The sequence below is a fragment of the Paenilisteria newyorkensis genome, from assembly GCF_000766145.1.
Lineage (GTDB): Bacteria > Bacillota > Bacilli > Lactobacillales > Listeriaceae > Listeria_A > Listeria_A newyorkensis.
The window spans coordinates 133756-156001 of the sequence record NZ_JNFB01000039.1 but is presented as its reverse complement, the minus strand read 5'-3'; the positions used below and the strand labels follow the sequence as shown (position 1 = coordinate 156001).

Below are 22246 nucleotides of genomic sequence, written 5' to 3'. Positions count from 1 at the left end.
CTATTCACCTCAAATTTAGAGCATCTCAATGAAGCGCTCTGCTAATACTTTTGCGTCGGCTTCACTTCTGCAAATAATCAAACACGTATCATCTCCGCACAACGAGCCAACTTTCTCTTCCCAATTCAAATTGTCAATCAAGGCTCCGATGGCATTCGCATTACCCGGCATGACTTTTAGAATAAGCATAAATTGCACGGTTTCCACACTGATAAAGGCGTCTACAAGAGATCGTTTCAGCTTTTGGTGTGGGTTAAAACGGTTATCGGCTGGCAGACTGTACTTATAATTACCAGTTTGTGTCGGAACTTTCACTAGATGTAGTTCTTTGATATCGCGGGAAATCGTGGCTTGGGTGACTTTGACATCTCTTTTTAGCAATAACTCAACAAGATCTTCTTGCGTTTCGATTTCGTTTGACGTTACGAGTTCTCTAATAATAATATGACGATGACCTTTATTCATTATTTCTCACCTCACGAACTTTTTCTCTCTTACATCTTAGCCCAAAACGAGCGTAAAGTCACGGATTTAACTTAAAAAAAGTTTCTAAACCGTCGTATGCATGTGAAAAAGCTAAAATAAGGGCTGAAAATGCGCTAAAGTGGCTTGAAATATAAAAAGTCGAGCTATCTATAGAAGACAACTCGACATGTATAATTATTCTAATTTCGCATGGGCTTTCGTCACAATTTCCGCAAGTTCTGTCGCAGATAAATGACTTTCGCCTTTATTATCCCATTTGAGGTGGGCGATAAATTCGATGTTTCCTTCGCCACCCGTAATTGGAGAAAAGTCTACAGCAAGCACAGAATAACCTTCCGCCATCGCAAAAGTCGTGATTTTCTCGATGACTTCCAGATGGATTTTCGCGTCACGGATAATGCCTTTTTTGCCGACTTGCTCTTTGCCAGCCTCAAATTGTGGCTTTATTAAGCACATGACTTCCCCGTCGCTAACCAAAACCGTTTTTAGAACAGGTAAAATTAATTTTAACGAGATGAAGGAAACGTCAATCGTCGCAAAATCGGCCATGCCTTGTTCAAAATCGGCCGGTGTTACGTAGCGGAAATTCGTACGTTCCATAACGGTCACGCGCGGATCGTTGCGCAGTTTCCATGCCAACTGGTTATAACCAACATCTAGCGCATACGAATGCTTGGCGCCATTTTGAAGCGCACAGTCGGTAAAACCACCAGTCGAGGAGCCGATGTCTAGTAACAGCTTATCTTTCACATCCAAATCAAAGACTTGAAGCGCCTTCTCAAGCTTTAGACCACCGCGGCTCACATAGGGCATCACTTTTCCTTTCACCTGAAAAACAACATCTAACGGGAATTTCTCGCCGGGTTTATCGACGCGTTCTTCTTTTAAATAAACTAAGCCAGCCATCACGGACCGCTTCGCTTTTTCGCGTGTTTCAAATAAACCTTGTTCCACTAATAATACGTCTACACGTTCTTTTTTTATCGCCATCTCTACGCCCTTATCTGTTTTTCTGGTAATATTTTTTGGATCGTACTTAAAATGCCAAGCGCTGAAATACCGTGTTCTGCTAGGATCATATCGACCGAACCGTGGCTAATAAACGTATCAGGAAGCCCGATTCGTCTGACAACTGCTTGATCGTAACCATGTTCTTCCGCAAACTCGAGCACCGCCGTACCAAATCCACCTTTTAAAAGGGATTCTTCAACCGTTATAATCGGAACGCCGCGTTTCATCAAATCATGCAACATCATCTTGTCTAGCGGCTTAATGAAGCGTGCGTTAATGACACCAGCCTGAATACCTTGACGTTTCAATTCCATCGCCGCCTCAACAGCCATCGGAATCGTCGTCCCAAATGTCAAAATAGCAACGTCAGCAGGCTCACTGAGCGCTTCCCATGAACCAATTGGTACTGCTTTCATCTCGTCATCAATCTTAACGCCGATTCCATTTCCACGTGGATAACGAATCGCAATCGGCCCAGCATCATAATCATGCGCCGTTTTCACGAGATGCCGCGCTTCATTTTCATCTTTTGGCATCATAATCGTCATATTTGGAATCCCACGCAAAAAGCCAATATCAAAAATGCCCTGATGCGTCTCGCCGTCTGCACCAACAAGTCCAGCGCGATCAATCCCAATCATCACGTTCAACTCTTGCCGACAAATATCATGTACCACTTGGTCATACGCCCGCTGTAAAAATGTCGAATAAATCGCTAAAAATGGCTTCATATCAAGCGCCGCGAGTCCAGCAGCCATCGTTGTCGCATGTTGTTCCGCAATCCCGACATCGAAGAACCGATCAGGAAAAGCCGTAGCGAATTTTTCGAGCTTTGAACCAACCGGCATAGCAGGCGTAATCGCAACGACGCGTTCATCCTTTTGCGCCAATTCCAATACCGCATCACTAATGATAGCACTCCAAGCAGGAGGCCCACCAACAGGTTTGATAAAATCACCAGTCTCGATTTTGTAAGGGCCAGTACCGTGCCAATTGCCAATACGATCGGATTCAGCGGGTTGATAGCCTTTTCCTTTCGTCGTCACAACATGCATCAGAACCGGGCCTTTTACCTTTTTAGCAAACTCCATATTCGTAATCAAATCATTGTAATCATGCCCATTCACAGGACCGAGATACGTGTACCCCATCTCTTCAAAAAAAGTACCCTGAACAAGCAGATATTTAATGCTATCTTTAATACGTTCCGCGGCACCAGCAATCTTATCACCAGCCGTCGGAATTTTTTTCATCGCCGCCTCAATATCTTTTTTCGCGCGTTTAAATTTGCCCGATGTACGCAGCTTACCTAAAACGTTATGCATTGCTCCAACGTTCGGCGCAATCGACATGTTGTTATCATTTAAAACCACAATCACGTTTTTCTTCATATCACCAATATGATTCAGTGCTTCAAGCGCCATGCCGCCCGTGAGAGCCCCGTCGCCAATAATCGGCAAAACGTGGTATTTCTGCCCGCGGATGTCCCTTGCAATCGCCATTCCTGCTGCTGCGGACAACGAAGTAGAACTATGACCAGTCTCCCAGACATCGTGCTCCGACTCTTTGCGCTTAGGAAATCCGTCCAAACCATCATGCTGCCGTAATGTATCAAATCTATTTGCTCTACCAGTTAAAATCTTGTGTACGTAGGATTGGTGCCCGACATCCCATAAAAACTTATCTTCAGGGCTATCAAAACAATGGTGAAGTGCTACCGTTAGCTCAACAACACCAAGATTTGGTCCAATATGCCCGCCCGTTTTGGAAGTCGATTGAATTAGGAACTCGCGAATATCCGCACTGAGCGCTTCCATTTGCGTCACGTCCAAGTCTTTCACGAACGTAGGATCCGTAATTTTCAATAAATCCAAACAAAACAACTCACTTTCTAGGATTTCTCCATCAATATCGTTTGGTGCACGCCTTTTCGCGCTACCTTAAATGTTTCCATTGGTCTCATTATAAACCAGTTCCGCGGATTTTACTATAAAAATGAAAAAAAGCACACCTTAAACAGGAAGCACTTTCTTACAATCTTGTATTTCTCACCGCTAAATTCGCTATTTTAAAAATCACGCACGGCAATCAAATCTGTTAAACCCAATAAAAAAGTGGCATCGATATCCATTGTTTGAAGTGCTTGTTTTGCTGATTCTGTGTGCTCCGCTAAAGCCTGCTTTGCCCCTCCAAGTGATAATAGTGCTGGATACGTGCTTTTTTGCAAATCAACATCCGCACCCGTTTTTTTGCCCATTTTTTCGGAGTCACCAATCACATCCAAAATATCATCACAGATTTGAAAAGCGATGCCGATATGATGCGCAAAAGATGCTAATGTAGCTTGATCCGCTTCAGAGGCTTCCGCAATAATTGCCCCACTCAGTACAGAAGCACTAAGTAAAGCGCCCGTTTTCCGACGATGAATAGACTCTAACTCGGGAAGAGATAAGGCTTGGTTTTCCCCAAGAATATCTGCTTGCTGGCCACCTACCATCCCATTTGCACCTGCACTTTTCGCGAAAAGTTGTACTAAGCTGATTTTTACTGTAGCTGATAAGTTGGAATCGTTCACAATCATTTCAAAGGCTTTGGTGAGCAGTGCATCTCCAGCCAAAATAGCGGTTGCCTCGCCGTAAACCTTGTGATTCGTTAGCTTTCCACGTCTAAAATCATCATTATCCATCGCAGGCAAATCATCATGAATAAGACTATATGTATGGATCATTTCCATGGCAGCCGCTGTTTGGTAGCCCAACCTTGGATCGCGCCCAAAAGCAATCAATGTCGCTAGAATCAATAGCGGCCGAATGCGCTTGCCACCAGCTTCCAACGAGTAAATCATCGACTGCTCTAACTTCTGATCAGAATCAGTCGCAATAATCGCCTTTTTCATGCATGCCTCGACTTCTTTTTTATAATGTTGCATAAATTGCTCGAATGTCATCATTTTTTACCTTCTTCTGCCTGAAATGGTTCTTCCTCATCCGATTCCGTCACCACTTTGGCTAATTTATCCTCTGCTGCGGCTAGTTTTTCTTGGCATAATTTCGTCAATTCAATGCCACGCTGATACATTTCCAGTGAGTCTTCTAACGAAACGTTGCCTTCTTCTAGCATTTGGACGATGCCTTCTAACTCCTTCATCGCCTCTTCATAACTGATTTTTTTTGTCGCCATGATTAGATGCCCTCCTTTTCTGTGATTTTTGCACGAATTTTTCCGTCTGCCATCGTCACTTTAATTTCATCGCCAATTTCTAAATTCGCGCTCGATGATAAAATCTCATTTTCCTTATATACAACGCTAAAACCACGCTGCAGCAAGCCAAGTGGACTTAAATGCTCTAAGGCCTCTATTTTTTGCAAGAAATCTCGTCGTTTGGCAGTGACAAGGTGGCTCATCTGTTGATTCAAATCTTTTCGAACATTCGCTAATTGTTGCTTCTGCTGTGCAATTTCACGGTCCAATCCAGTGTGTGATAAACGAAATGATAGCCGTTCAAAAGCATGTTGCTTCAAAATAAGATGTTGTTTCAATCCGCGCGCTAAACGTTCGACAAAATAATCCGTACGCTCCTGATACTGTTCTATTTGGCGCTTAGGTCCATGCATGACTAAACGTTCTTGCTGCCTAGACACATGCTGCTTGGAAATATCTACTCGTTGCTTCATCGCTTGAATCAGGCGAAACCGACGCTCCGCTATGCGTTCTAACAAATCTCGATAATCTGGCACGGCCAATTCTGCAGCTGCTGTTGGCGTCGCAGCCCGAACATCCGCAACATAATCTGTCAAGGTTGTATCCGTCTCATGCCCCACGGCGGAAATAACTGGAATAGCCGAATCTGCAACAGCGCGAACGACAACTTCCTCGTTAAAAGCCCATAAATCCTCAATCGAGCCACCACCACGGCCAACAATCAACACATCAATATCATTCCGAAAATTAGCACGTTCAATATTCCGAACAATATTTGGCGCTGCCGTCTCACCTTGCACAATCGTTGGAAACAGCAAAATTTCCGTTGATGGCATGCGTCGCTTCATTGTCGTAATCATATCGCGAATCGCGGCCCCAGTTTTCGACGTGATTATCCCCACTTTTGCAGGAAAAGAAGGAAGCGCTCGTTTGCGATTTTGCGCAAAAAGCCCCTCCTTGTCTAATTGTTTCTTTAATTGTTCCAGTTTGATGTAAAGACTACCAACACCATCGGGCTCCATCCACTCCGCATAGAGCTGATAACGTCCACCTTTACTAAACACACTCACGCGACCGGTCAACATGATTTGCATACCGTCCTCAGGCTTAAATCCAAGTTTAGCAGCCGATTTTTGGAACATAACACAACGAAGCTCAGCGCCTTCATCTTTCAGCGTGAAATACATATGACCGCTGACAGGTTGTTTAAAATTTGAAATTTCCCCTTTGACGTAGACATTCTTCAAATAAGGATCCACTTCGAATTTCTTTTCAATATATTTAGTTAGCGCCTCAACACTGAGGTATTTGTCTTGTTCCATCATCACACAACCCTACAATAAAAATTCTATCAGCATGCCAGTAATCGACATGCTGACTATTTTCTAAACACTTATTTCGTCTGTAATTGTGTATCCCAAATGCGTTTTGCCGCTTTTAATGTGTTCGCAAGCAGCATAGTAATCGTCATGGGGCCAACGCCACCAGGAACCGGAGTAATAAACCCAGCAGTATCTTTGACGTCATCAAAATCTACGTCGCCGCATAATTTATTATTTTCATCACGATCCATACCTACATCGATGACCACAGCACCAGGCTTAATCGCGTCTTTTTTAATGAATTTAGCCAATCCAGTGGCCACAACCAGAATATCTGCTGTGCGTGCAACGGCTGGTAAATCTTTCGTGCGACTGTGCGCGATAGTTACCGTCGCATTTTCTTGCAATAAGAGCTGTGCTACAGGTTTTCCGACAATATTACTACGTCCGATAACGACCGCTTGTTTGCCTTCGATAGAAACACCTGTCGATTTAATCAGCTCAATAATCCCAGCTGGCGTACACGGAACAAACGCTTCCTTGCCAACATAAAGATTCCCAACATTGATTGGGTGGAAGCCGTCGACATCTTTTTCAGGAATAATGGTGTCGATCACTTTGTCCTCCGAAATATGCTTTGGAAGTGGTAACTGTACTAAAATACCGTGAATCGTCACGTCATTATTCAAATCTTCCACTGTTTCTAGTAATTTCGCTTCTGAAATATCTTCTGGTAACTCGATTAAAACGGATTTCATACCTGCTTCTTCTGTGCGCTTCTGCTTATTTCTTACATATGTACGGCTTGCCTGATTATCGCCCACAAGCACAACCGCAAGTCCTGGTTGTAAATTTTGCTTCGCGAGTTCAGCTACCTCATTTGTTACGTTTTCTTGAATTTTTTTCGCCAGTTCTTTACCATCAATAATTTGTCCCATCAAAAAAGCCCCCTTAATATTTATATGAAACCTGATGCTTCCGAGGCCCGAAAAGCGCCCCGAAACAGGTAACATTACTCATTTGTCGAAACTTTTGTCAATTAAAATGATACTGCGCAGAAAAACATATTTATTCTATACCGTCATCTTTTGCGATATTGGCTAAAACACCATTGATAAACTTACTTGACTTCTCGTCGCTGAAAATTTTGGCGATTTCAAGGGATTCGTTAAGGCTTACTCGATCTGGAATATCTTCACAATATACCATTTCAAATACACTCACCCGCAAGATAGCAAGGTCGACTTTATTTAATCGATCCATACTCCAATTGTCCAAATTCCCTGCAATCAGCCCATCAATCGCTGTCTTATTGGCCACGACGCCTTCTACTAACTTATCGACATAGGCATCGCTTTGGTCTTCCATCACGTTGGCTATCGCTTGGTCCAAATGCATCTCATTGAGTTCCATCTGAAACAATATTTGAAGAGCCTTTTCTCGTGCTTCTCGTCTTTTCATTAAAAGCTCTACTCCTTAGTTCAGTAAGGTTCGCCTTACTTATTAAATTTCTAATTCATCAAATGACATCGTTTCTTGTCGCTCGAATTGGACACCGACAATATGGATGTTCACTTCTACAACTTCAAGGCCAGTCATATTTAGAATGGTTTCACGAATGCTATCTTGGATGTTTTGTGCTAAAAGTGGAATCGTTGCGCCAAATTGAATATAGCAATACACATCGATCACAATGCCAGCTTCGGTTAGATCAATTTTAACACCTTTACTGTGGTTCACTGCACCGCCAAGACGTTCGCGCATTTCATTAGTAAACGAGCCTTGCATACCAGCCACATTTTCAACTTCTGCCGCGGCAAGTCCTGCAATAACACCGATTACTTCTGGTGCAATTTCGATTTTACCGAGTGTTTCCTCGTTTTTATTTTTCGTTAGTGCCATGATTATCTCTCCTCACGATAGATTCATTACATCATACTTTTCAAGGAATTTCGTATTAAAGTCCCCTGATTGAAAAACTTCGTGGTCTAACACGCGTAGATGGAACGGAATCGTTGTTGGAATGCCTTCAATCGCAAATTCGCCTAATGCGCGTTTCATTGTAGCGATGGCTTCATCACGGGTTTCGCCGTAACAAATGACTTTCGCTACCATAGAATCGTAGTATGGCGGGATTTTGTAGTTCGGATAAGCGGCAGAATCCACACGGACGCCATTACCACCTGGTGGAAGGTAAAACTTAATTTCTCCTGGTGCTGGCATGAAATTCTTTTCTGGATTTTCTGCGTTAATACGGCATTCAATCGCCCAGCCTGTCAATTTCACGTCTTCTTGTTTGATTGTCAAACGTTCACCAGAGGCAACAAGGATTTGCTGCTTGACGATATCGATTCCTGTAATCCATTCTGTTACGGGATGCTCTACTTGGACACGCGTGTTCATTTCCATAAAATAAAACGTTTTTTCGTGTGGTTCGTAAATAAATTCGATGGTTCCAGCGCCAGAATATTTCACGGCTTTTGCTGCTTTCACAGCTGCTTTCCCCATTTTTTGACGCATTTTTTCATCTAGGGCTGGTGATGGTGCTTCTTCAATGAGTTTTTGAAGGCGACGTTGAATCGAACAATCGCGCTCTCCTAGATGAATAGCATTTCCATAATTATCAGCCATGATCTGAATCTCTACATGACGGAAATCTTGGATAAATTTCTCGATGTACACACCAGAATCACCAAATGCGGCTTCTGCTTCTTGTTGCGTGGTTTGCAAACCAGAGATGAGCTTCTCTTCGTCTTCCGCAACACGAATCCCTTTACCGCCACCACCTGCTGTTGCTTTGATGATGACTGGATAGCCGATTTTTTTCGCTAATTTCTTCGCTTCTTCTACGTCTTTAATAATCCCTGTAGAGCCCGGAACTACTGGAACGCCAGCTTTTTTCATGGTTTCGCGCGCGACATCTTTCGTTCCCATTTGAGAAATAGCATCAGCGCTTGGACCGATGAAAATAATATTACAATCTTGGCAAAGCTCCGCAAAATCAGCGTTTTCCGCTAAGAAACCATAGCCTGGATGAATCGCATCGCAATTCGTCAATACAGCAACGCTAATAATGTTTGACATGTTGAGATAGCTTTCTTTCGTAGATGCAGGACCAACACAGTATGCTTCGTCTGCTAGTTGGATATGTAGGCTCTCAGCATCTGCTTCTGAATAAATGGCAACCGTTTCAATATTCATCTCTTTTGCAGCGCGGATGATACGAACTGCGATTTCGCCACGGTTCGCAATCAATATTTTTTTTATCATGATTATTACCCCTTATTTCTTTCTAACTTTAAATAGTGGCTGACCGAATTCGACTAATTCTCCGTTTGAAGCAAGTACTTCAACGATTTCGCCATTCACATCTGCGTCCACATCATTTAGTAATTTCATGGCTTCGATAATCCCAACAACTGTTTTTTCGTGAACGACTGTGCCGACTTCTACAAACGCTGGGCTTTCTGGATTTGGAGAGCTGTAAAACGTGCCGACCATTGGTGATGTAATAATGTGAAGGTCTTCTGTTGGTGCAGCTGGTGTTGCCGCGACTACTTCTGTTTCTACTTGAGGCGCTGGAAGAACTGCTTGAACTGCTGGTGTGGAAACTACTGGTGCTAGCGCGTGTTCGCCACCTTTTTTCATTTTGATTTTGCCTTGTTCTGTCTCGTATTCGAACTCAGTCAATGAAGACTCATCTACTAATTTCACAAGTTGCTTAATCTCGTTAATTGATAACATTATTTATAACACTCCTCAAAATTCATCTATAAAATATATATAAGTTCAAATGCATTCGTCACGCATCCTAATTATTGTACCATACTTTCTATAGAAACTCGTAGCTTAACGCCGTGTTTTTGCGAAAAAAAATAGCCTTGTCTCATTCTGCTAGTATAGAACCGTAAAAGTAGGCTCTGAACAGAATTAGACAGACTATTTTTTCAATTATTGTGCACGGGAAACGTAGGATCCGCCTTCTGTTGTGTTGACAACCAATGTATCATCCACATTAACGAAGAAAGGAACGTTTACAACAAGACCAGTTTCAAGCGTGGCCGGTTTAGAGCCACCAGAAGACGTGTCGCCTTTGATTCCTGGGTCTGTCGCTACGACTTTCAACTCCACCGTGTTTGGCAAATCGACACCAAGTGTTTCTCCTTGGTACATCATGATTTGAACTTCCATGTTTTCACGTAAAAATTTCAATTCATACTCGATTTGTTTTTCTGGTAGCTCGATTTGATCGTATGTTTCTGTGTTCATAAAGACATGTTGATCGCCGCTTGCGTACAAATATTGCATTTTATTGTTATCGATCTGTGCTTTGGCTACTTTCTCGCCGCCACGGAATGTTTTTTCTTGAATAGCGCCAGTACGTAAGTTACGTAATTTCGAACGAACGAATGCAGCGCCCTTTCCTGGTTTTACATGTTGGAAATCTAGTACGCGCCAGATGCCGTTATCTACTTCAATCGTTAAACCTGTTTTAAAATCGTTTACTGAAATCATCTTTGTATCCTCCTACTTTTAAGTTGGTTTCATCCTTACTTATTTAACCACAAAACGCGCCATTATACAATTCTATAAAATAATTAGTTCTTTTGACGAGTGTGTTAAAACTTCATTTCCTGTTTCTGTAATCAAAATATCATCTTCAATCCGCACGCCACCAATGCCCGGTAAGTAAATGCCCGGCTCATCCGTAACAACATTTCCTGGTACAAGAACATTAGGACTCTTCATCGAAAGGTTTGGTCCTTCGTGGATTTCTAAACCGATACCATGACCTAATGAATGACCAAATGCTTCCCCGTATCCTTTTGAGGCAATGTGATCGCGGGCAATAGCGTCTGCTTGGATACCCGTCATGCCTGGTTTTAGCGCGTCGATGACTTTAAGTTGCGCTTCCAGAGTCACCGCGTAGATTTCTTTTAACTTGGCACTAGGCTCGCCAATCGCAATCGTGCGCGTCATATCCGAGCAGTAGCCATTGTAATAACAGCCGTAATCCATCGTCACAAAGTCGCCTACTTCGATAATCTTGTCCGAGGCAACACCGTGCGGCAAGGCAGAGCGTAATCCAGAAGCAACAATCGTGTCAAAAGAAGATCCCGATGCCCCATTTCTACGCATGAAAAATTCCAGTTCATTAGATACTTCTAGCTCTGTCAACCCCGGTTTAATGAACGTCAAAATATGCGTGAATGCTGCGTCTGCGATTTCACAAGCTGTTTTAATCGCGGAGAGTTCTGACGCCGTTTTGACTTTACGCATATCCTCAAATAAATCGCTAAACGGCTCTAATTTTGCAGAGAAAAAGCTTTGCATTAATTTATGTTCTGCGACGGTTACGTAAGCTTCCTCAAAATAAAGCGTTTTAATCCCTAATTCTGCAATAATTGCTTGCACTGTTTCATAAATCGGACCTTTGTTTTGACGGATTTCGTAACCTACCGCCTGCTTAGCTGCTTGCTCTGTATAACGGAAATCTGTAATGAAAAAAGCTTGTTTTGGCGTGATTAAAGCCATACCAGTCGTTCCTGTGAAATCTGCTACGTAGCGGCGGTTATAGTCACTCGTCACAAGGACAGCTTCCATATTTCTATCTTCTAAAACTGCTTGAATCTTTGCTAATTTCGTCATTCTAATTCCTCCTAAAATGTTTCGTTATGTAACTATTTTTCCACTCGAATACAGCTATTCTATCACAAACCGCGCAAAATAACTTTTTTTATGCGTTATAACTATACGAATTCGGCAAATTAGCGTAGAATAGCAGTTGTATACTAAATAAGGCTGGTGAACGATTTTGAGTGAACAGACAAAAGGAATATATGGCGGTCAGGCCGTGGTCGAAGGTGTAATGTTCGGCGGCCGTAGAGAAACCGTCACTGCTATCCGGCGAAAAGATGGCACGATTGAATACTTTTATTTAACGAAAAACCCACCTGGCTGGGTGCAAACGTTGAAGCGCATCCCTTTTATTCGGGGCATCGTTGCTTTGATCGAATCAAGCGCAATCGGCTCCAAGCATCTAACCTTCGCAACCGATCGTTATGATGAGGACCCGCTTGACGAAGCAGAAAATAAGAAAATCGAGACCAAAGAGTCCAAACTCGCGATGTGGCTAGGCGTGGCAGTTGTCGGGGTGCTGTCCTTCATCTTCGCAAAATTTGTCATGACACTCATTCCGGTTTTTATCGCGAACCTTTTCCGACCAGTCGTGTCGGGCGATATGGGACAAATCATGCTCGAGACACTATTCAAATTAATTCTATTGCTCGGCTATATTTTCGCCGTTTCCCAAACGCCCATCATCAAGCGTGTGTTCCAATATCACGGCGCAGAGCATAAAGTCATCAATTGCTATGAGGCTGATTTAGAGCTCACCGTCGAAAATGTCCAAAGCAGATCACGACTTCACTATCGTTGCGGTTCCAGTTTCATCCTGTTTACTGTGATTGTCGGCATGTTTATCTATATGCTCGTGCCAACAGACCCACTCTGGGTTCGCGTAGTCAACCGGATTCTACTCATCCCCGTTGTACTCGGCGTAGCGTTTGAAGTCCTACAACTAACGAATAAATGCCGCAACATCCCAATTTTGAAATATCTCGGCGTTCCAGGTTTGTGGCTACAACTTTTAACAACAAAAGAACCGCAAGATGACCAAGTGGAAGTAGCCATCGCCTCGTTTAACGAATTGCACCGCGTCGAAAAAGACAAACGAGAAGAAGCACTACCTAAAAACCTAGAATTACTAGAATGAGGTGAAAAAAATATGCGTACATTCCCTATTTGGTTTTATATTTTAGCTATTTTAGCAGTGTTCGGTATCTTTTTCGTAGGCTTTAAAAGTATTATTAGCAGCCTGGTCGTATCGATTATTTTAATCCTCATCATCTGGCTGCTCTTCCGCTTCTTAGGAAACAGACCGAAAAAAGACGATAAATATGAGGCGGCGGTCAAACAATCCCAAAAACTACGTGCGAAAAATCAACCGCAAACAAAAAAACGAAAAACTTCCTTGAAAGTCATTGATGGAAAGAAAAAATAAGTTATAATGGTAAGTGGAGATAAAGAAACGAAAGGGGTATATCAGCTTGAATATTGACTGGAGTTGGGTCTTAGCAATTGCGATTTTGCTCGTTTTGCTAGGCTATGAAGTGTATCAATATACGATGCGCAAGAAAGCGTTAACCATTTTAACCGAGGAAGAATTCAAAAAAGACTACCGGAAAGCGCAACTAATCGATGTGCGCGAGCCGAAAGAATTCGACGCGGGGCACATTTTAGGAGCAAGAAACATTCCGATGTCCCAAATGAAAGCTCGAAAAGCAGAAATTCGTCAAGACTTACCTGTTTACTTGTATTGCCAAAGCGCACAACGAAGCAACCGTGCCGCAATCATGCTTTACAAAGCCGGCTACAAGAACGTGTTCCAACTAAAAGGCGGCTACAAAAGATGGACAGGAAAAACAAAATCAAAATAAGCATACAGCCACTGAGCGCGTCTATTGCTTAGTGGCTTTTTTAGGAGGTTTTATCATGTCGAAAAAAATGCAAACACCAAAAATACCAGCGCATTTGGAACCACTGGATCAAAATTGGCTTTCAGAAGAGGTGTACCTGCGCGAAGTATTGATAGAAGATCGTGACTTTGATTTTGATCCAATGGAGCGAATCGTTCTCGACCAAGTCATTCTGCGAAACGTGAACTTTGTGACCCTTGAATTCCCGAATATTGAACTTACTGATGTCATTTTTGAGAAGTGTAACCTTTCAAATGTTGCTTTTAATTCTGCAGTCATTCACCGTTGCCAATTCATTGATTGCAAGCTAACTGGCGCTGACCTCTCAGATTCTTTGATACATAACACCCTCTTTCAAAACTGTCTCATGACGATGAGTTCGCTCGGTTTTTCGAAATTTAAACAAGTAGAATGGCATGATTGTTCGCTCATAAACGCAGATTTTTATGAGAGTGAATTGAAGCATTCGGAAATTATAAATTGTAAGTTGAATGAGGCTAATTTCTCTAATGTTATGATGGAAAGTATTGATTTGAGCGTCAATCACTTTGATGGCATGACTGTTTCACTCGATAAATTGCGAGGTTGTCGCGTGACATCTGAACAAGCGCTCAGTTTCGCTAGGGCTTTGGGCGTTGTAATCACTGAAGAAGACTAAAAGAGGCCGTGTTCCCCAGCTAAGTTGGGAACACGGCCTCTTCTCATGTCGTTACTTCGTCTTCTACTTTTTCTTGGTAACGCAAGACCGGTTTTCTGGCCGCGCGTGTTTCGTCCAAGCGTTTTACATACGTATTATATGGCGCTTCTTGTACAATTTCAGGATTGTCCTCTGCTTCTTTCGCAATTTTAAGCATGACATCGATAAAGCCATCCAACGTCTCTTTTGACTCGGTTTCTGTCGGCTCAATCATGATAGCTTCTTCCACAATTAGCGGGAAGTATACAGTCGGTGGATGGAAATTATGATCCAACAGACGCTTAGCGATATCCAACGTACGGACACCTAATTGTTTTTGGCGTTTTCCAGAAAGCACGAATTCATGTTTGCAGACTTGGTCAAACGGCAAATCGTACGCTCCTTCTAAACGGCGCATCATATAATTCGCATTCAACACAGCATATTCCGTCACTTTTTTCAGACCATCTGGCCCCATCGTACGGATATACGTGTACGCGCGAACGTTGATACCGAAGTTACCATAATAAGGTTTCACACGTCCAATCGATTGCGGATAATTGTAGTCAAATGTATATTTATCCTCTTTTTTCGTTAAAACTGGGGTTGGTAAAAATGGAATCAAGTCCTTCTTCACGCCGATTGGTCCTGATCCAGGTCCGCCACCACCATGAGGTCCCGTGAATGTTTTATGCAAATTCAAATGCACAGCGTCAAAGCCCATGTCACCAGGACGAACTTTTGCCATAATCGCATTCAAGTTCGCGCCGTCATAATACAGTTTTCCGCCAGCTTTATGCACGATATCTGCCATTTCTACAATATCTGCTTCAAAAAGGCCAAGCGTGTTTGGATTCGTTAGCATTAATGCAGCCGTATCATCGCCTACCGCGTTTTTTAGATCCTCAATGTCGACAAGTCCTTTTTCGTTAGACTTAACAGTGATGATGTCAAATCCAGCAACAGATGCAGAAGCTGGGTTCGTTCCATGCGCTGAATCTGGGATGATCACTTTCGTACGGTGATGGTCGCCATTCGCCTCGTGGAAAGCGCGAATCAGCATGAGAGCCGTCCACTCGCCATGCGCACCAGCAGCCGGCTGTAACGTAACTTCGTCCATACCTGTGATTTCAACCAAACTTTCTTGTAAATCGTAGAGCAATTCCATCGCACCTTGCACTGATTCTTCCGGTTGATACGGATGAATGTTCGCAAAACCTGGGAATCGAGCTACTTTTTCATTTATTTTTGGATTATATTTCATTGTACAAGAACCAAGCGGATAAAAGCCTGAATCGACGCCGAAATTATGGTTAGAAAGCGTTGTATAGTGGCGCATTAATTCCAGTTCACTCAACTCTGGCAAGGCTGGAGGGGTTTCCCTTACGTACGCAGCGCCGAATAAACTTTGTAAATCTACTTCTGGCACATCGCGCTCTGGTAAGCTATACCCGATACGTCCTGGAACCGACCGCTCAAATACTAATGGCATTGTTTCGCTATTATTCATTTTGCACCCTCCAAACTTGTTACAAACGTCTCAATTTCTTCTTTTGTACGCATTTCTGTGACAGCTACAAGCATATGGTTGGCGTATTTCTCCTCGTAAATTCCCAAGTCGTATCCGCCGATAAAGCCTTGATCTAGCAATTCCAGGTTTACTTCTTTGACCGGTTTCGATAACTTCACGACAAATTCATTGAAGAACGCATCGCCAGAAATAACATCAAATCCTTTGTCTTGGAAAGCTTTCTTCGCAAAATGTGATTTATCAATGTTTTGTTTCGCCATTTCGGTGATACCTTGCTTACCAAGCGCACTCATTGCCACAGAAGAAGCCAGCGCATTTAAAGCTTGATTGGAGCAAATGTTTGATGTCGCTTTATCACGACGAATATGTTGTTCGCGCGCTTGCAATGTCAATACATAACCACGTTTTCCGTTCTCATCCACGGTTTCCCCGACAAGGCGTCCAGGAACTTTACGCGTTAACTTAGAACTAACCGCGAAGTAGCCGCAATGTGGTCCACCAAACGCTTCAGAAATTCCGAATACTTGGGAATCACCGACGACAATATCCGCTCCAAATTTACCAGGCGGCGTCAATGCTCCGAGTGCTAATGGGTTACTCGAAACAACAAATAGCGCCTTGTTATCATGTGCTAACGGCTCTATTTCTTGTAACGCCTCGACTTGACCGTAAAAGTTCGGATATTGGACAATGACTGCAGCCACGGTGTCATCCACTTGCGATTCTAGAGCCGCCAAATCTGTCACGCCATCTTTCTCATCAATCTCAATAACCTCAATATGTTGCCCCTTCGCATACGTTTTTACAACATTGCGCGATTCTGGGTGTACCGCTTTTGAAATTAAGATTTTTTTACGTTTTGTGTGGGCGCTAGCCAGCATCGCAGCTTCGGCGAGTGACGTCCCCCCGTCATACATAGAAGAATTCGCTAAATCCATACCTGTAATTTCTGCAATCATTGTTTGAAATTCGAAAATAGCTTGTAATTCCCCTTGTGAAATCTCCGGCTGATAAGGCGTGTAAGCCGTATAAAATTCAGATCGAGAAATAACGCTATCTACTACAGTCGGAATGTAATGATTATACACACCAGCCCCTAAAAAGGACGCATACTCCACAGAATCTGCATTTTTACTAGCCAGCTTAGCCAATTCTTTCAAAAGAGCTGGCTCTGATTTCGCAGGTTTCAGATCATATTCCCGGTTAAAGCGAATCGACTCCGGAATATCCGTAAAAAGTTCATCAATAGAAGAAACGCCAATTGTATCTAACATATCCTTTTCATCTTGTTCAGTCATTGGTAAAAAACGATGTTTCGCCATAATATTACATCCTCCTTATTTTGCGCGTTTATAGAATGGGGTTGGAACTACTTTTGCCTTCAATTTCTTATTACGAACCTCGACTTCCACTTCGGTATCTAGCGCCGTGTAATCAATATCAATCAGCGCTAAACCTAAGTTTTTGCCAAGCGTAGGCGATTGTGTGCCACTCGTTACAATTCCGATTTCTTTATCTCCCATGAAAACTTTATAGTCATGTCTCGGAATTCCGCGATCAATCAGCTCGATACCGACAGATTTACGCGATAAGCCAGCTTCTTTCTGCGCTAACAATGCATGTTTACCAATGAAATCTGCCTCTTTTTTTAATTTCACCGCAAAACCAACGCCGGCCTCGAGTGGAGATATATCTTGTGTTAGCTCTTGACCATAGAGTGCCAAGTTTGCTTCAAAACGTAGCGTATCACGTGCACCAAGGCCGATTGGCAGTACGTCTTTTTCTAAGATGGCTTCCCAAACTTGAGGTGTATCTGAAGCTTTTGTATAAATTTCAAAACCATCTTCCCCTGTATAGCCCGATCTTGAAATAAGCGCTGTAACCCCTGCTACTTCCACATTGTCAACGAAACCAAAGAAAGTAAGTGCCGCTAAATCCGCATTCGTTAGAGTAGCTAATATAGCCTCAGCATTAGGTCCTTGCAAAGCCAATTGTCCATAATCTGCGGAAACATTTTGCACGTTAACGCCTTCTGACGCATGTTTCTCCAACCATTCAAAATCTTTTTCGGTGTTCGATGCGTTCACAACGAGTAGATAATCATCATCTGCTCTCATATAAACAACTAAGTCATCCACTACACCACCAGTTTCGTAACACATAATATTATACTGTGCTTTCCCAATCTTCAGCTTCGAAATATCGTTAGACAATACTTTTTGTAAAAATGGCAAACTCCCAGTTCCCTGCACCGCCACTTCCCCCATGTGCGACACATCAAATAGCCCAGCATCTGTTCGTACAGCCTCATGCTCGGCCTTTATTCCTGAAAATTGTACTGGTAAATCCCATCCACCAAAATCAATTGTTTTCGCACCATACTTTTCGTACAAAGGAAAAATAGGCGTTTTCTTTAAATCTGTCATGTGAATCCTCCTCTTTTTTTGCATACTAAAAGGACTTACTCGTTAAAATAAGTCTCTGTCGTACTCCAAAAATAAGGAATAATGCCTCCAGAGTTGCGTCCCATAAACATCCTTTTGCCTGAGAGTTTCACATTCCCATGCTTTCCCCGTCGGCGCTGCAAAATCTGCAGTCTCTCTGTCTATTTTCATCCGCTCTTTTATGTATTAGTTGCCTTTCCTATATGTTACCACGAGACCCTATCGTTCGGCAAATAATTAAATTTAAGACCTCGATTTTATGTTTTTAGATATATAGTTCGGAATGAAAGGGCTTTATCTGTAATTGACACTTCTATCATACGTATGTGAACAATCGAACAATCGGTGATGACTAAAATATTTTTCTAACCCTGACTCTCAAGTTTTTCTCCCTGTTTTCTCTCTTAAAATTCATTTCTGGACTCTTTTAACCCCTAAAAATCACAAACTCCCTTTTTTAGATGAAAAGGGAAATAGCGTAGTTATGGCGAATACGTTTAACATAGACACAAATAAGGAGCCTGCCACATGATTCAAAATTTAGCTAACACCCTTTTAAATCAAGCTATTCTACTCACAGCAAGCGATGTGCATGTAATTCCAGCCGAAGCACACTATCGTATCCTGCTACGTATCAATGGAAGACTACAATTTTTTGCCTCTATCCCAATTGATAATGGTGAGCGCCTACTCGCGCATTTGAAATACCGAGGGTTCATGGATATTAGCGAGACTAGAAAACCCCAAAGCGGCGCCTTTCAAACAGATATTCAAGGACGTAAAGTATCCGTTCGACTCGCCACTATACCCAACTTCCGCTTTATTGAAAGTATGGTTATTCGTGTATTTTCAGAACAAGAAATAGTGCCTTTTCAAAAAAGTAGTATTTTCCAACGAATAACGCACCATATACTTTCTCTTGCCCAGAAACGGACAGGGCTCCTTTTATTTTCAGGAGCGACCGGCAGCGGCAAAACATCCAGTATGTACAGTTTGGCCCATTCTTTGAGTTTGCAACATCCATTGCAGATTATTACTATTGAAGACCCTGTCGAGCGCCCAATGTCGGCATTTTTACAAGTACAAATTAACGAAAAAGCGGGACTCGACTATGCAGATATCATCCGAGCAACACTTCGACACGACCCAGATATCTTAATTGTCGGTGAGATTAGAGATTCGCACACAGCAAAAATGGTTATTCGAAGCGCTTTGACAGGGCACCTTGTTTTGAGCACAGTGCACGCAGACAGCACATATGGAGTCCTATCGCGCCTCCTTGAGCTGGGTGTCGATAAAGAAGAACTGCGGCAATGCCTCATTGGCATATCCCATCAACAACTAAAACACTTACATTGCATGTTTTGCACTAGTAGATGCCACGCTTTATGCAATCATCTCTCCCAAAAAAGGACAGCTCTTTATGAATTTATAGAGAAGGAACAAATTAACGACTTTCTTATAACTTCAGTAGAAATCGATTTAGTAAGCAACATAAGTAAACAACTCAAGAAAGGAGTTTGTTATGGCTTTTTCTCTCCGCAATAATTGGCGTGCTGACGGCGAATTTCTCATACGACTCGCCGATCTTCTAAGTAAGGGTTTTACTATGGAAGAAGCAATTTCTTTTCTCTCTATCACAACACCAAAAGATACATCTCGGAACACAAAAATGATTGAAACGCTCTCTTCAGGTGCTCCTTTTAGCGAAGCCCTACTACAAGCAAACTTCCCCAGCTTCGTCTGCACACAGCTTCACTATGCTAGCAAACATGGCTATTTTAATGAGACTGTCCAAGAAACTGGAGATCACCTCATGCGAAAAGCTGAGCAACAAAAGGCATTACGAAAAATTTTCCAATACCCACTTATCCTTTTCATGACCGTCATTGTCGTTTTCTTTCTTTTACGCATTTTTCTACTTCCAAAATTCGATATGTTATTCAGTCAGTTGACACATGGAGAAAATCAAACAACCAATTTCACCTATTTCATTCTAGAAAAATTGCCACTGATATTTCTCGCCTTCTTAGGAGTCTTATTCATGTTATGTACCATTTTTCTAACAAAACAAAGAAAAAAGAACTCCTACGAACGCGCTGAACTATATTGTAAGATCCCAATTTTCAAAAGGTTTATGCGTCTGCACTATTCTCAATTATTTGCCCGAGAATGTGGTTACCTTCTAAAAAGTGGTCTGTCCATTAATGATATGGTTCAAGTATTTGCGCTACAAGATTCCCCACCACTTTTCAAACACATTAGCACATCTATTGAGAAAGCATTTTCTGAAGGTACATTATTCACCAAATCTCTCGCTGCTTTTGCTATCTTTGAATCTGAATTGATTTACATTATACAACACGGCGAAAAAAATGGTCAATTAGCCGAAGAACTCCTATTTTACTACAAACTATGCCATCAAAAATCCGAAGAAAAAATAGAAAAGATATTTAGCTTTATACAACCAGCTGTATTCATGATTATAGGGGTACTTATTGTATCCATTTACTTATCCATCCTTTTCCCGATGTTCTCGATGGTAAATTCCATCTGAATAATAAAAAAATAGGAGTGATTTAAATGTTTAAAAAAATCAATTGGAAAGATGAATCAGGTTTCACTTTGGTAGAAATGTTAATCGTTCTGCTCGTGGTCAGCGTACTACTTTTACTCACGATCCCAAACATTGTGAAACAAAGCAAGTCAATCAACGACAAAGGATGCGACGCTTTCATAACAATGGTCCAAGGACAAGCGCAAGCGTATCAACTAGAAAATAACAAAGTACCTTCCTTACAAGATCTTCTAACTGGGGGTTACCTAAAAGGCGAACAGAAGAAATGTCCAAATGGTAAAGATGTTTTGATTGATAGTAGCGGCAAAGTGACGGAAGCCCCGTGAAAAAGAATGGTTTTACTCTAATAGAAATGCTTCTTGTTCTCTCCATTAGCTTTATTATTTTAGGTATCAGTGTCCTTCCTGCCGGTAATCTAATGACTCATCTGTTAGAAAAACAAAGTCTGGATCAGCTCAAAATGGACATCATGTATCTTCAAGCAGAAGCAATAACTACGAATCAAGAAACCGTGCTACTGCTGAACGGTAATCATGATTCCTATTCAGGAAAATCTGCTCAATCAGTATTATCAAGAACATTCACCCCTACTTTACATTTTCAAGAGAAAAGCGAGCAACTCTTTCGCTTTTCTCCACCCTTTGGAAATATCAGCAAATTCAAAACGATCATCATTCAAGGCCAGAACAAAAAATATGCACTTATTTTTCAAATCGGAAAAGGGAGGTTTCGTATCGATGAAATCTGATGGTTTTTCTTTATTGGAAAGTCTCTTTGCTCTTAGTTTACTTTCCCTAGTTGTCCTTTCCTTACTGCCTATAATGATGCAAATTAAACAAAATCTGCACAAGCAAAATCAACGAACCACGGCTCAGCAATTACTCTCTGAGGAAAGTATATTTCATTTAAACAGCCGTTTTTCATCAAGCTATGATGTAATTATTAAAAATCAAGCATATCGAATAACTTACAATCAGGAGGCGAAGCAACTTTGCGCTACTTATGCTAAAGAAAATATTTGTTACGCTATCAAATAAACAAGGTTTTACCTTAATCGAATCTCTTTTTTCACTGCTCATTGTCATTATTATCGCTTCTTTCATTCCGCTTATTTTTCAAAGCTATACATCTGTTATAAAAATAATGGATATTGATAAAAATTATGAGTGGCAACTATTCTTGAATCACACGCGAAAAGAATTAAATACTGGCACTCGATTAACTGTCACCGATCATAAAATAACCTTCGTCACTCAATCCAAATTAGTGACCTATGAAGCGTATCAAAATCTAACTCGTCGCTCTGTTGACAACAAGGGGCACGAACCACTTTTAACAAATGTAAAACGAGATAAATGGTCAAAAAAATCGGAGGAAGAGCTATTGTATGAAGTTACTTTTGAAGATGATACCCAGTTATCTGCCCGTTTTTATATTCAGTCAGAAGGGAGTGAATAAA

Annotated in this window: 26 protein-coding genes and 1 riboswitch; of the genes, 10 read left to right on the top strand and 16 right to left on the bottom strand. The window is 41.9% G+C overall.

The features are described from left to right. Nucleotides 1–15: 15 nt before the first annotated feature. From ahrC to EP58_RS12755, 13 genes are all read right to left on the bottom strand, one after another. The gene (ahrC, locus tag EP58_RS12815; protein WP_036093987.1) at nt 16–465 is read right to left on the bottom strand and encodes a transcriptional regulator AhrC/ArgR; all 450 of its coding nucleotides are present in this window, start codon (nt 463–465) and stop codon (nt 16–18) included. A gap of 195 nt (nt 466–660) precedes the next feature. After that, nucleotides 661–1476 (bottom strand): TlyA family RNA methyltransferase, encoded by an 816-nt coding sequence (locus EP58_RS12810; RefSeq protein WP_036093986.1) that lies wholly within the window; start codon nt 1474–1476, stop codon nt 661–663. A gap of 2 nt (nt 1477–1478) precedes the next feature. Then, nucleotides 1479–3371 (bottom strand): 1-deoxy-D-xylulose-5-phosphate synthase, encoded by a 1893-nt coding sequence (gene dxs / locus EP58_RS12805; RefSeq protein ID WP_036093985.1) that lies wholly within the window; start codon nt 3369–3371, stop codon nt 1479–1481. 194 nt (nt 3372–3565) lie between these two features. Beyond that, entirely contained in the window at nt 3566–4447 is an 882-nt protein-coding gene (locus EP58_RS12800; protein WP_036093984.1) for a polyprenyl synthetase family protein, read from the bottom strand. After that, on the bottom strand, nt 4444–4677 hold the full coding sequence (xseB, locus tag EP58_RS12795) for an exodeoxyribonuclease VII small subunit (RefSeq protein WP_036062363.1): 234 nt from the start codon (nt 4675–4677) through the stop codon (nt 4444–4446). Before xseB ends, EP58_RS12800 begins: the two co-directional genes overlap by 4 nt. A gap of 2 nt (nt 4678–4679) precedes the next feature. Further along, nucleotides 4680–6020: an exodeoxyribonuclease VII large subunit gene (gene xseA / locus EP58_RS12790; RefSeq protein ID WP_036093983.1), complete on the bottom strand. Its 1341-nt coding sequence runs from the start codon at nt 6018–6020 to the stop codon at nt 4680–4682. Between the two features lie 71 nt (nt 6021–6091). Continuing rightward, nucleotides 6092–6958, bottom strand: a complete 867-nt coding sequence (folD, locus tag EP58_RS12785) for a bifunctional methylenetetrahydrofolate dehydrogenase/methenyltetrahydrofolate cyclohydrolase FolD (protein ID WP_036093982.1) — start codon at nt 6956–6958, stop codon at nt 6092–6094. Between the two features lie 130 nt (nt 6959–7088). Beyond that, nucleotides 7089–7481: a transcription antitermination factor NusB gene (gene nusB, locus EP58_RS12780; RefSeq protein WP_036093981.1), complete on the bottom strand. Its 393-nt coding sequence runs from the start codon at nt 7479–7481 to the stop codon at nt 7089–7091. A gap of 42 nt (nt 7482–7523) precedes the next feature. Continuing rightward, nucleotides 7524–7922, bottom strand: a complete 399-nt coding sequence (locus EP58_RS12775) for an Asp23/Gls24 family envelope stress response protein (RefSeq protein ID WP_036093979.1) — start codon at nt 7920–7922, stop codon at nt 7524–7526. Nucleotides 7923–7934: 12 nt separating this feature from the next. Continuing rightward, nucleotides 7935–9290, bottom strand: coding sequence for an acetyl-CoA carboxylase biotin carboxylase subunit (gene accC, locus EP58_RS12770; RefSeq protein ID WP_036093977.1), 1356 nt, complete (start codon nt 9288–9290; stop codon nt 7935–7937). A gap of 12 nt (nt 9291–9302) precedes the next feature. Then, nucleotides 9303–9764 (bottom strand): acetyl-CoA carboxylase biotin carboxyl carrier protein, encoded by a 462-nt coding sequence (accB, locus tag EP58_RS12765; protein ID WP_036093975.1) that lies wholly within the window; start codon nt 9762–9764, stop codon nt 9303–9305. Between the two features lie 207 nt (nt 9765–9971). Continuing rightward, a complete protein-coding gene (gene efp, locus EP58_RS12760) occupies nt 9972–10535 on the bottom strand; it encodes an elongation factor P (RefSeq protein ID WP_036064947.1) in 564 nt (187 codons plus the stop codon). Nucleotides 10536–10607: 72 nt separating this feature from the next. Further along, a complete protein-coding gene (locus tag EP58_RS12755; protein ID WP_036093972.1) occupies nt 10608–11669 on the bottom strand; it encodes a M24 family metallopeptidase in 1062 nt (353 codons plus the stop codon). A 220-nt stretch (nt 11670–11889) separates the two neighbouring features. Between EP58_RS12755 and EP58_RS12750 the strand changes: the two genes are divergently transcribed. Genes EP58_RS12750 through EP58_RS12735 form a run of 4 tightly spaced genes read left to right on the top strand, consistent with a single transcriptional unit; the run spans nt 11890 to nt 14216 of the window. Then, the gene (locus EP58_RS12750; RefSeq protein WP_373862712.1) at nt 11890–12795 is read left to right on the top strand and encodes a DUF1385 domain-containing protein; all 906 of its coding nucleotides are present in this window, start codon (nt 11890–11892) and stop codon (nt 12793–12795) included. Nucleotides 12796–12807: 12 nt separating this feature from the next. Then, nucleotides 12808–13083, top strand: coding sequence for a hypothetical protein (locus tag EP58_RS12745; protein ID WP_036093968.1), 276 nt, complete (start codon nt 12808–12810; stop codon nt 13081–13083). A 52-nt stretch (nt 13084–13135) separates the two neighbouring features. After that, nucleotides 13136–13519: a rhodanese-like domain-containing protein gene (locus EP58_RS12740; protein ID WP_036094188.1), complete on the top strand. Its 384-nt coding sequence runs from the start codon at nt 13136–13138 to the stop codon at nt 13517–13519. Nucleotides 13520–13574: 55 nt separating this feature from the next. After that, nucleotides 13575–14216 carry a pentapeptide repeat-containing protein gene (locus EP58_RS12735; protein WP_036093966.1) on the top strand — a complete coding sequence of 214 codons (642 nt, stop codon included), beginning with the start codon at nt 13575–13577 and terminating at the stop codon, nt 14214–14216. A 43-nt stretch (nt 14217–14259) separates the two neighbouring features. On the opposite strand, the gene gcvPB is transcribed toward EP58_RS12735, so the two are convergent. Genes gcvPB through gcvT form a run of 3 tightly spaced genes read right to left on the bottom strand, consistent with a single transcriptional unit; the run spans nt 14260 to nt 18191 of the window. Further along, complete coding sequence (gcvPB, locus tag EP58_RS12730; protein ID WP_036093964.1) at nt 14260–15744, bottom strand: aminomethyl-transferring glycine dehydrogenase subunit GcvPB; 1485 nt, start codon at nt 15742–15744, stop codon at nt 14260–14262. Continuing rightward, nucleotides 15741–17087, bottom strand: coding sequence for an aminomethyl-transferring glycine dehydrogenase subunit GcvPA (gcvPA, locus tag EP58_RS12725; RefSeq protein WP_036093963.1), 1347 nt, complete (start codon nt 17085–17087; stop codon nt 15741–15743). Before gcvPA ends, gcvPB begins: the two co-directional genes overlap by 4 nt. A gap of 15 nt (nt 17088–17102) precedes the next feature. Continuing rightward, nucleotides 17103–18191 carry a glycine cleavage system aminomethyltransferase GcvT gene (gcvT, locus tag EP58_RS12720; protein WP_036093962.1) on the bottom strand — a complete coding sequence of 363 codons (1089 nt, stop codon included), beginning with the start codon at nt 18189–18191 and terminating at the stop codon, nt 17103–17105. A gap of 96 nt (nt 18192–18287) precedes the next feature. Further along, nucleotides 18288–18380: riboswitch (glycine riboswitch) on the bottom strand. A gap of 357 nt (nt 18381–18737) precedes the next feature. Between gcvT and comGA the strand changes: the two genes are divergently transcribed. From comGA to comGF, 6 genes are read left to right on the top strand one after another with little or no spacing between them, the layout of a single operon-like run. Beyond that, entirely contained in the window at nt 18738–19757 is a 1020-nt protein-coding gene (gene comGA / locus EP58_RS12715) for a competence type IV pilus ATPase ComGA (RefSeq protein WP_036093961.1), read from the top strand. Next, nucleotides 19735–20766 carry a competence type IV pilus assembly protein ComGB gene (comGB, locus tag EP58_RS12710; RefSeq protein WP_036093958.1) on the top strand — a complete coding sequence of 344 codons (1032 nt, stop codon included), beginning with the start codon at nt 19735–19737 and terminating at the stop codon, nt 20764–20766. The genes comGA and comGB overlap by 23 nt, the downstream gene beginning before the upstream one ends. 26 nt (nt 20767–20792) lie before the next feature. Further along, nucleotides 20793–21113, top strand: a complete 321-nt coding sequence (gene comGC, locus EP58_RS12705) for a competence type IV pilus major pilin ComGC (protein ID WP_036093956.1) — start codon at nt 20793–20795, stop codon at nt 21111–21113. Further along, nucleotides 21110–21535, top strand: coding sequence for a competence type IV pilus minor pilin ComGD (gene comGD / locus EP58_RS12700; RefSeq protein ID WP_036093954.1), 426 nt, complete (start codon nt 21110–21112; stop codon nt 21533–21535). The genes comGC and comGD overlap by 4 nt, the downstream gene beginning before the upstream one ends. Beyond that, the gene (gene comGE / locus EP58_RS12695) at nt 21525–21824 is read left to right on the top strand and encodes a competence type IV pilus minor pilin ComGE (RefSeq protein WP_036093952.1); all 300 of its coding nucleotides are present in this window, start codon (nt 21525–21527) and stop codon (nt 21822–21824) included. Before comGD ends, comGE begins: the two co-directional genes overlap by 11 nt. After that, entirely contained in the window at nt 21790–22245 is a 456-nt protein-coding gene (comGF, locus tag EP58_RS12690) for a competence type IV pilus minor pilin ComGF (RefSeq protein WP_052164862.1), read from the top strand. The genes comGE and comGF overlap by 35 nt, the downstream gene beginning before the upstream one ends. The last annotated feature ends 1 nt before the right edge of the window (nt 22246 follow it).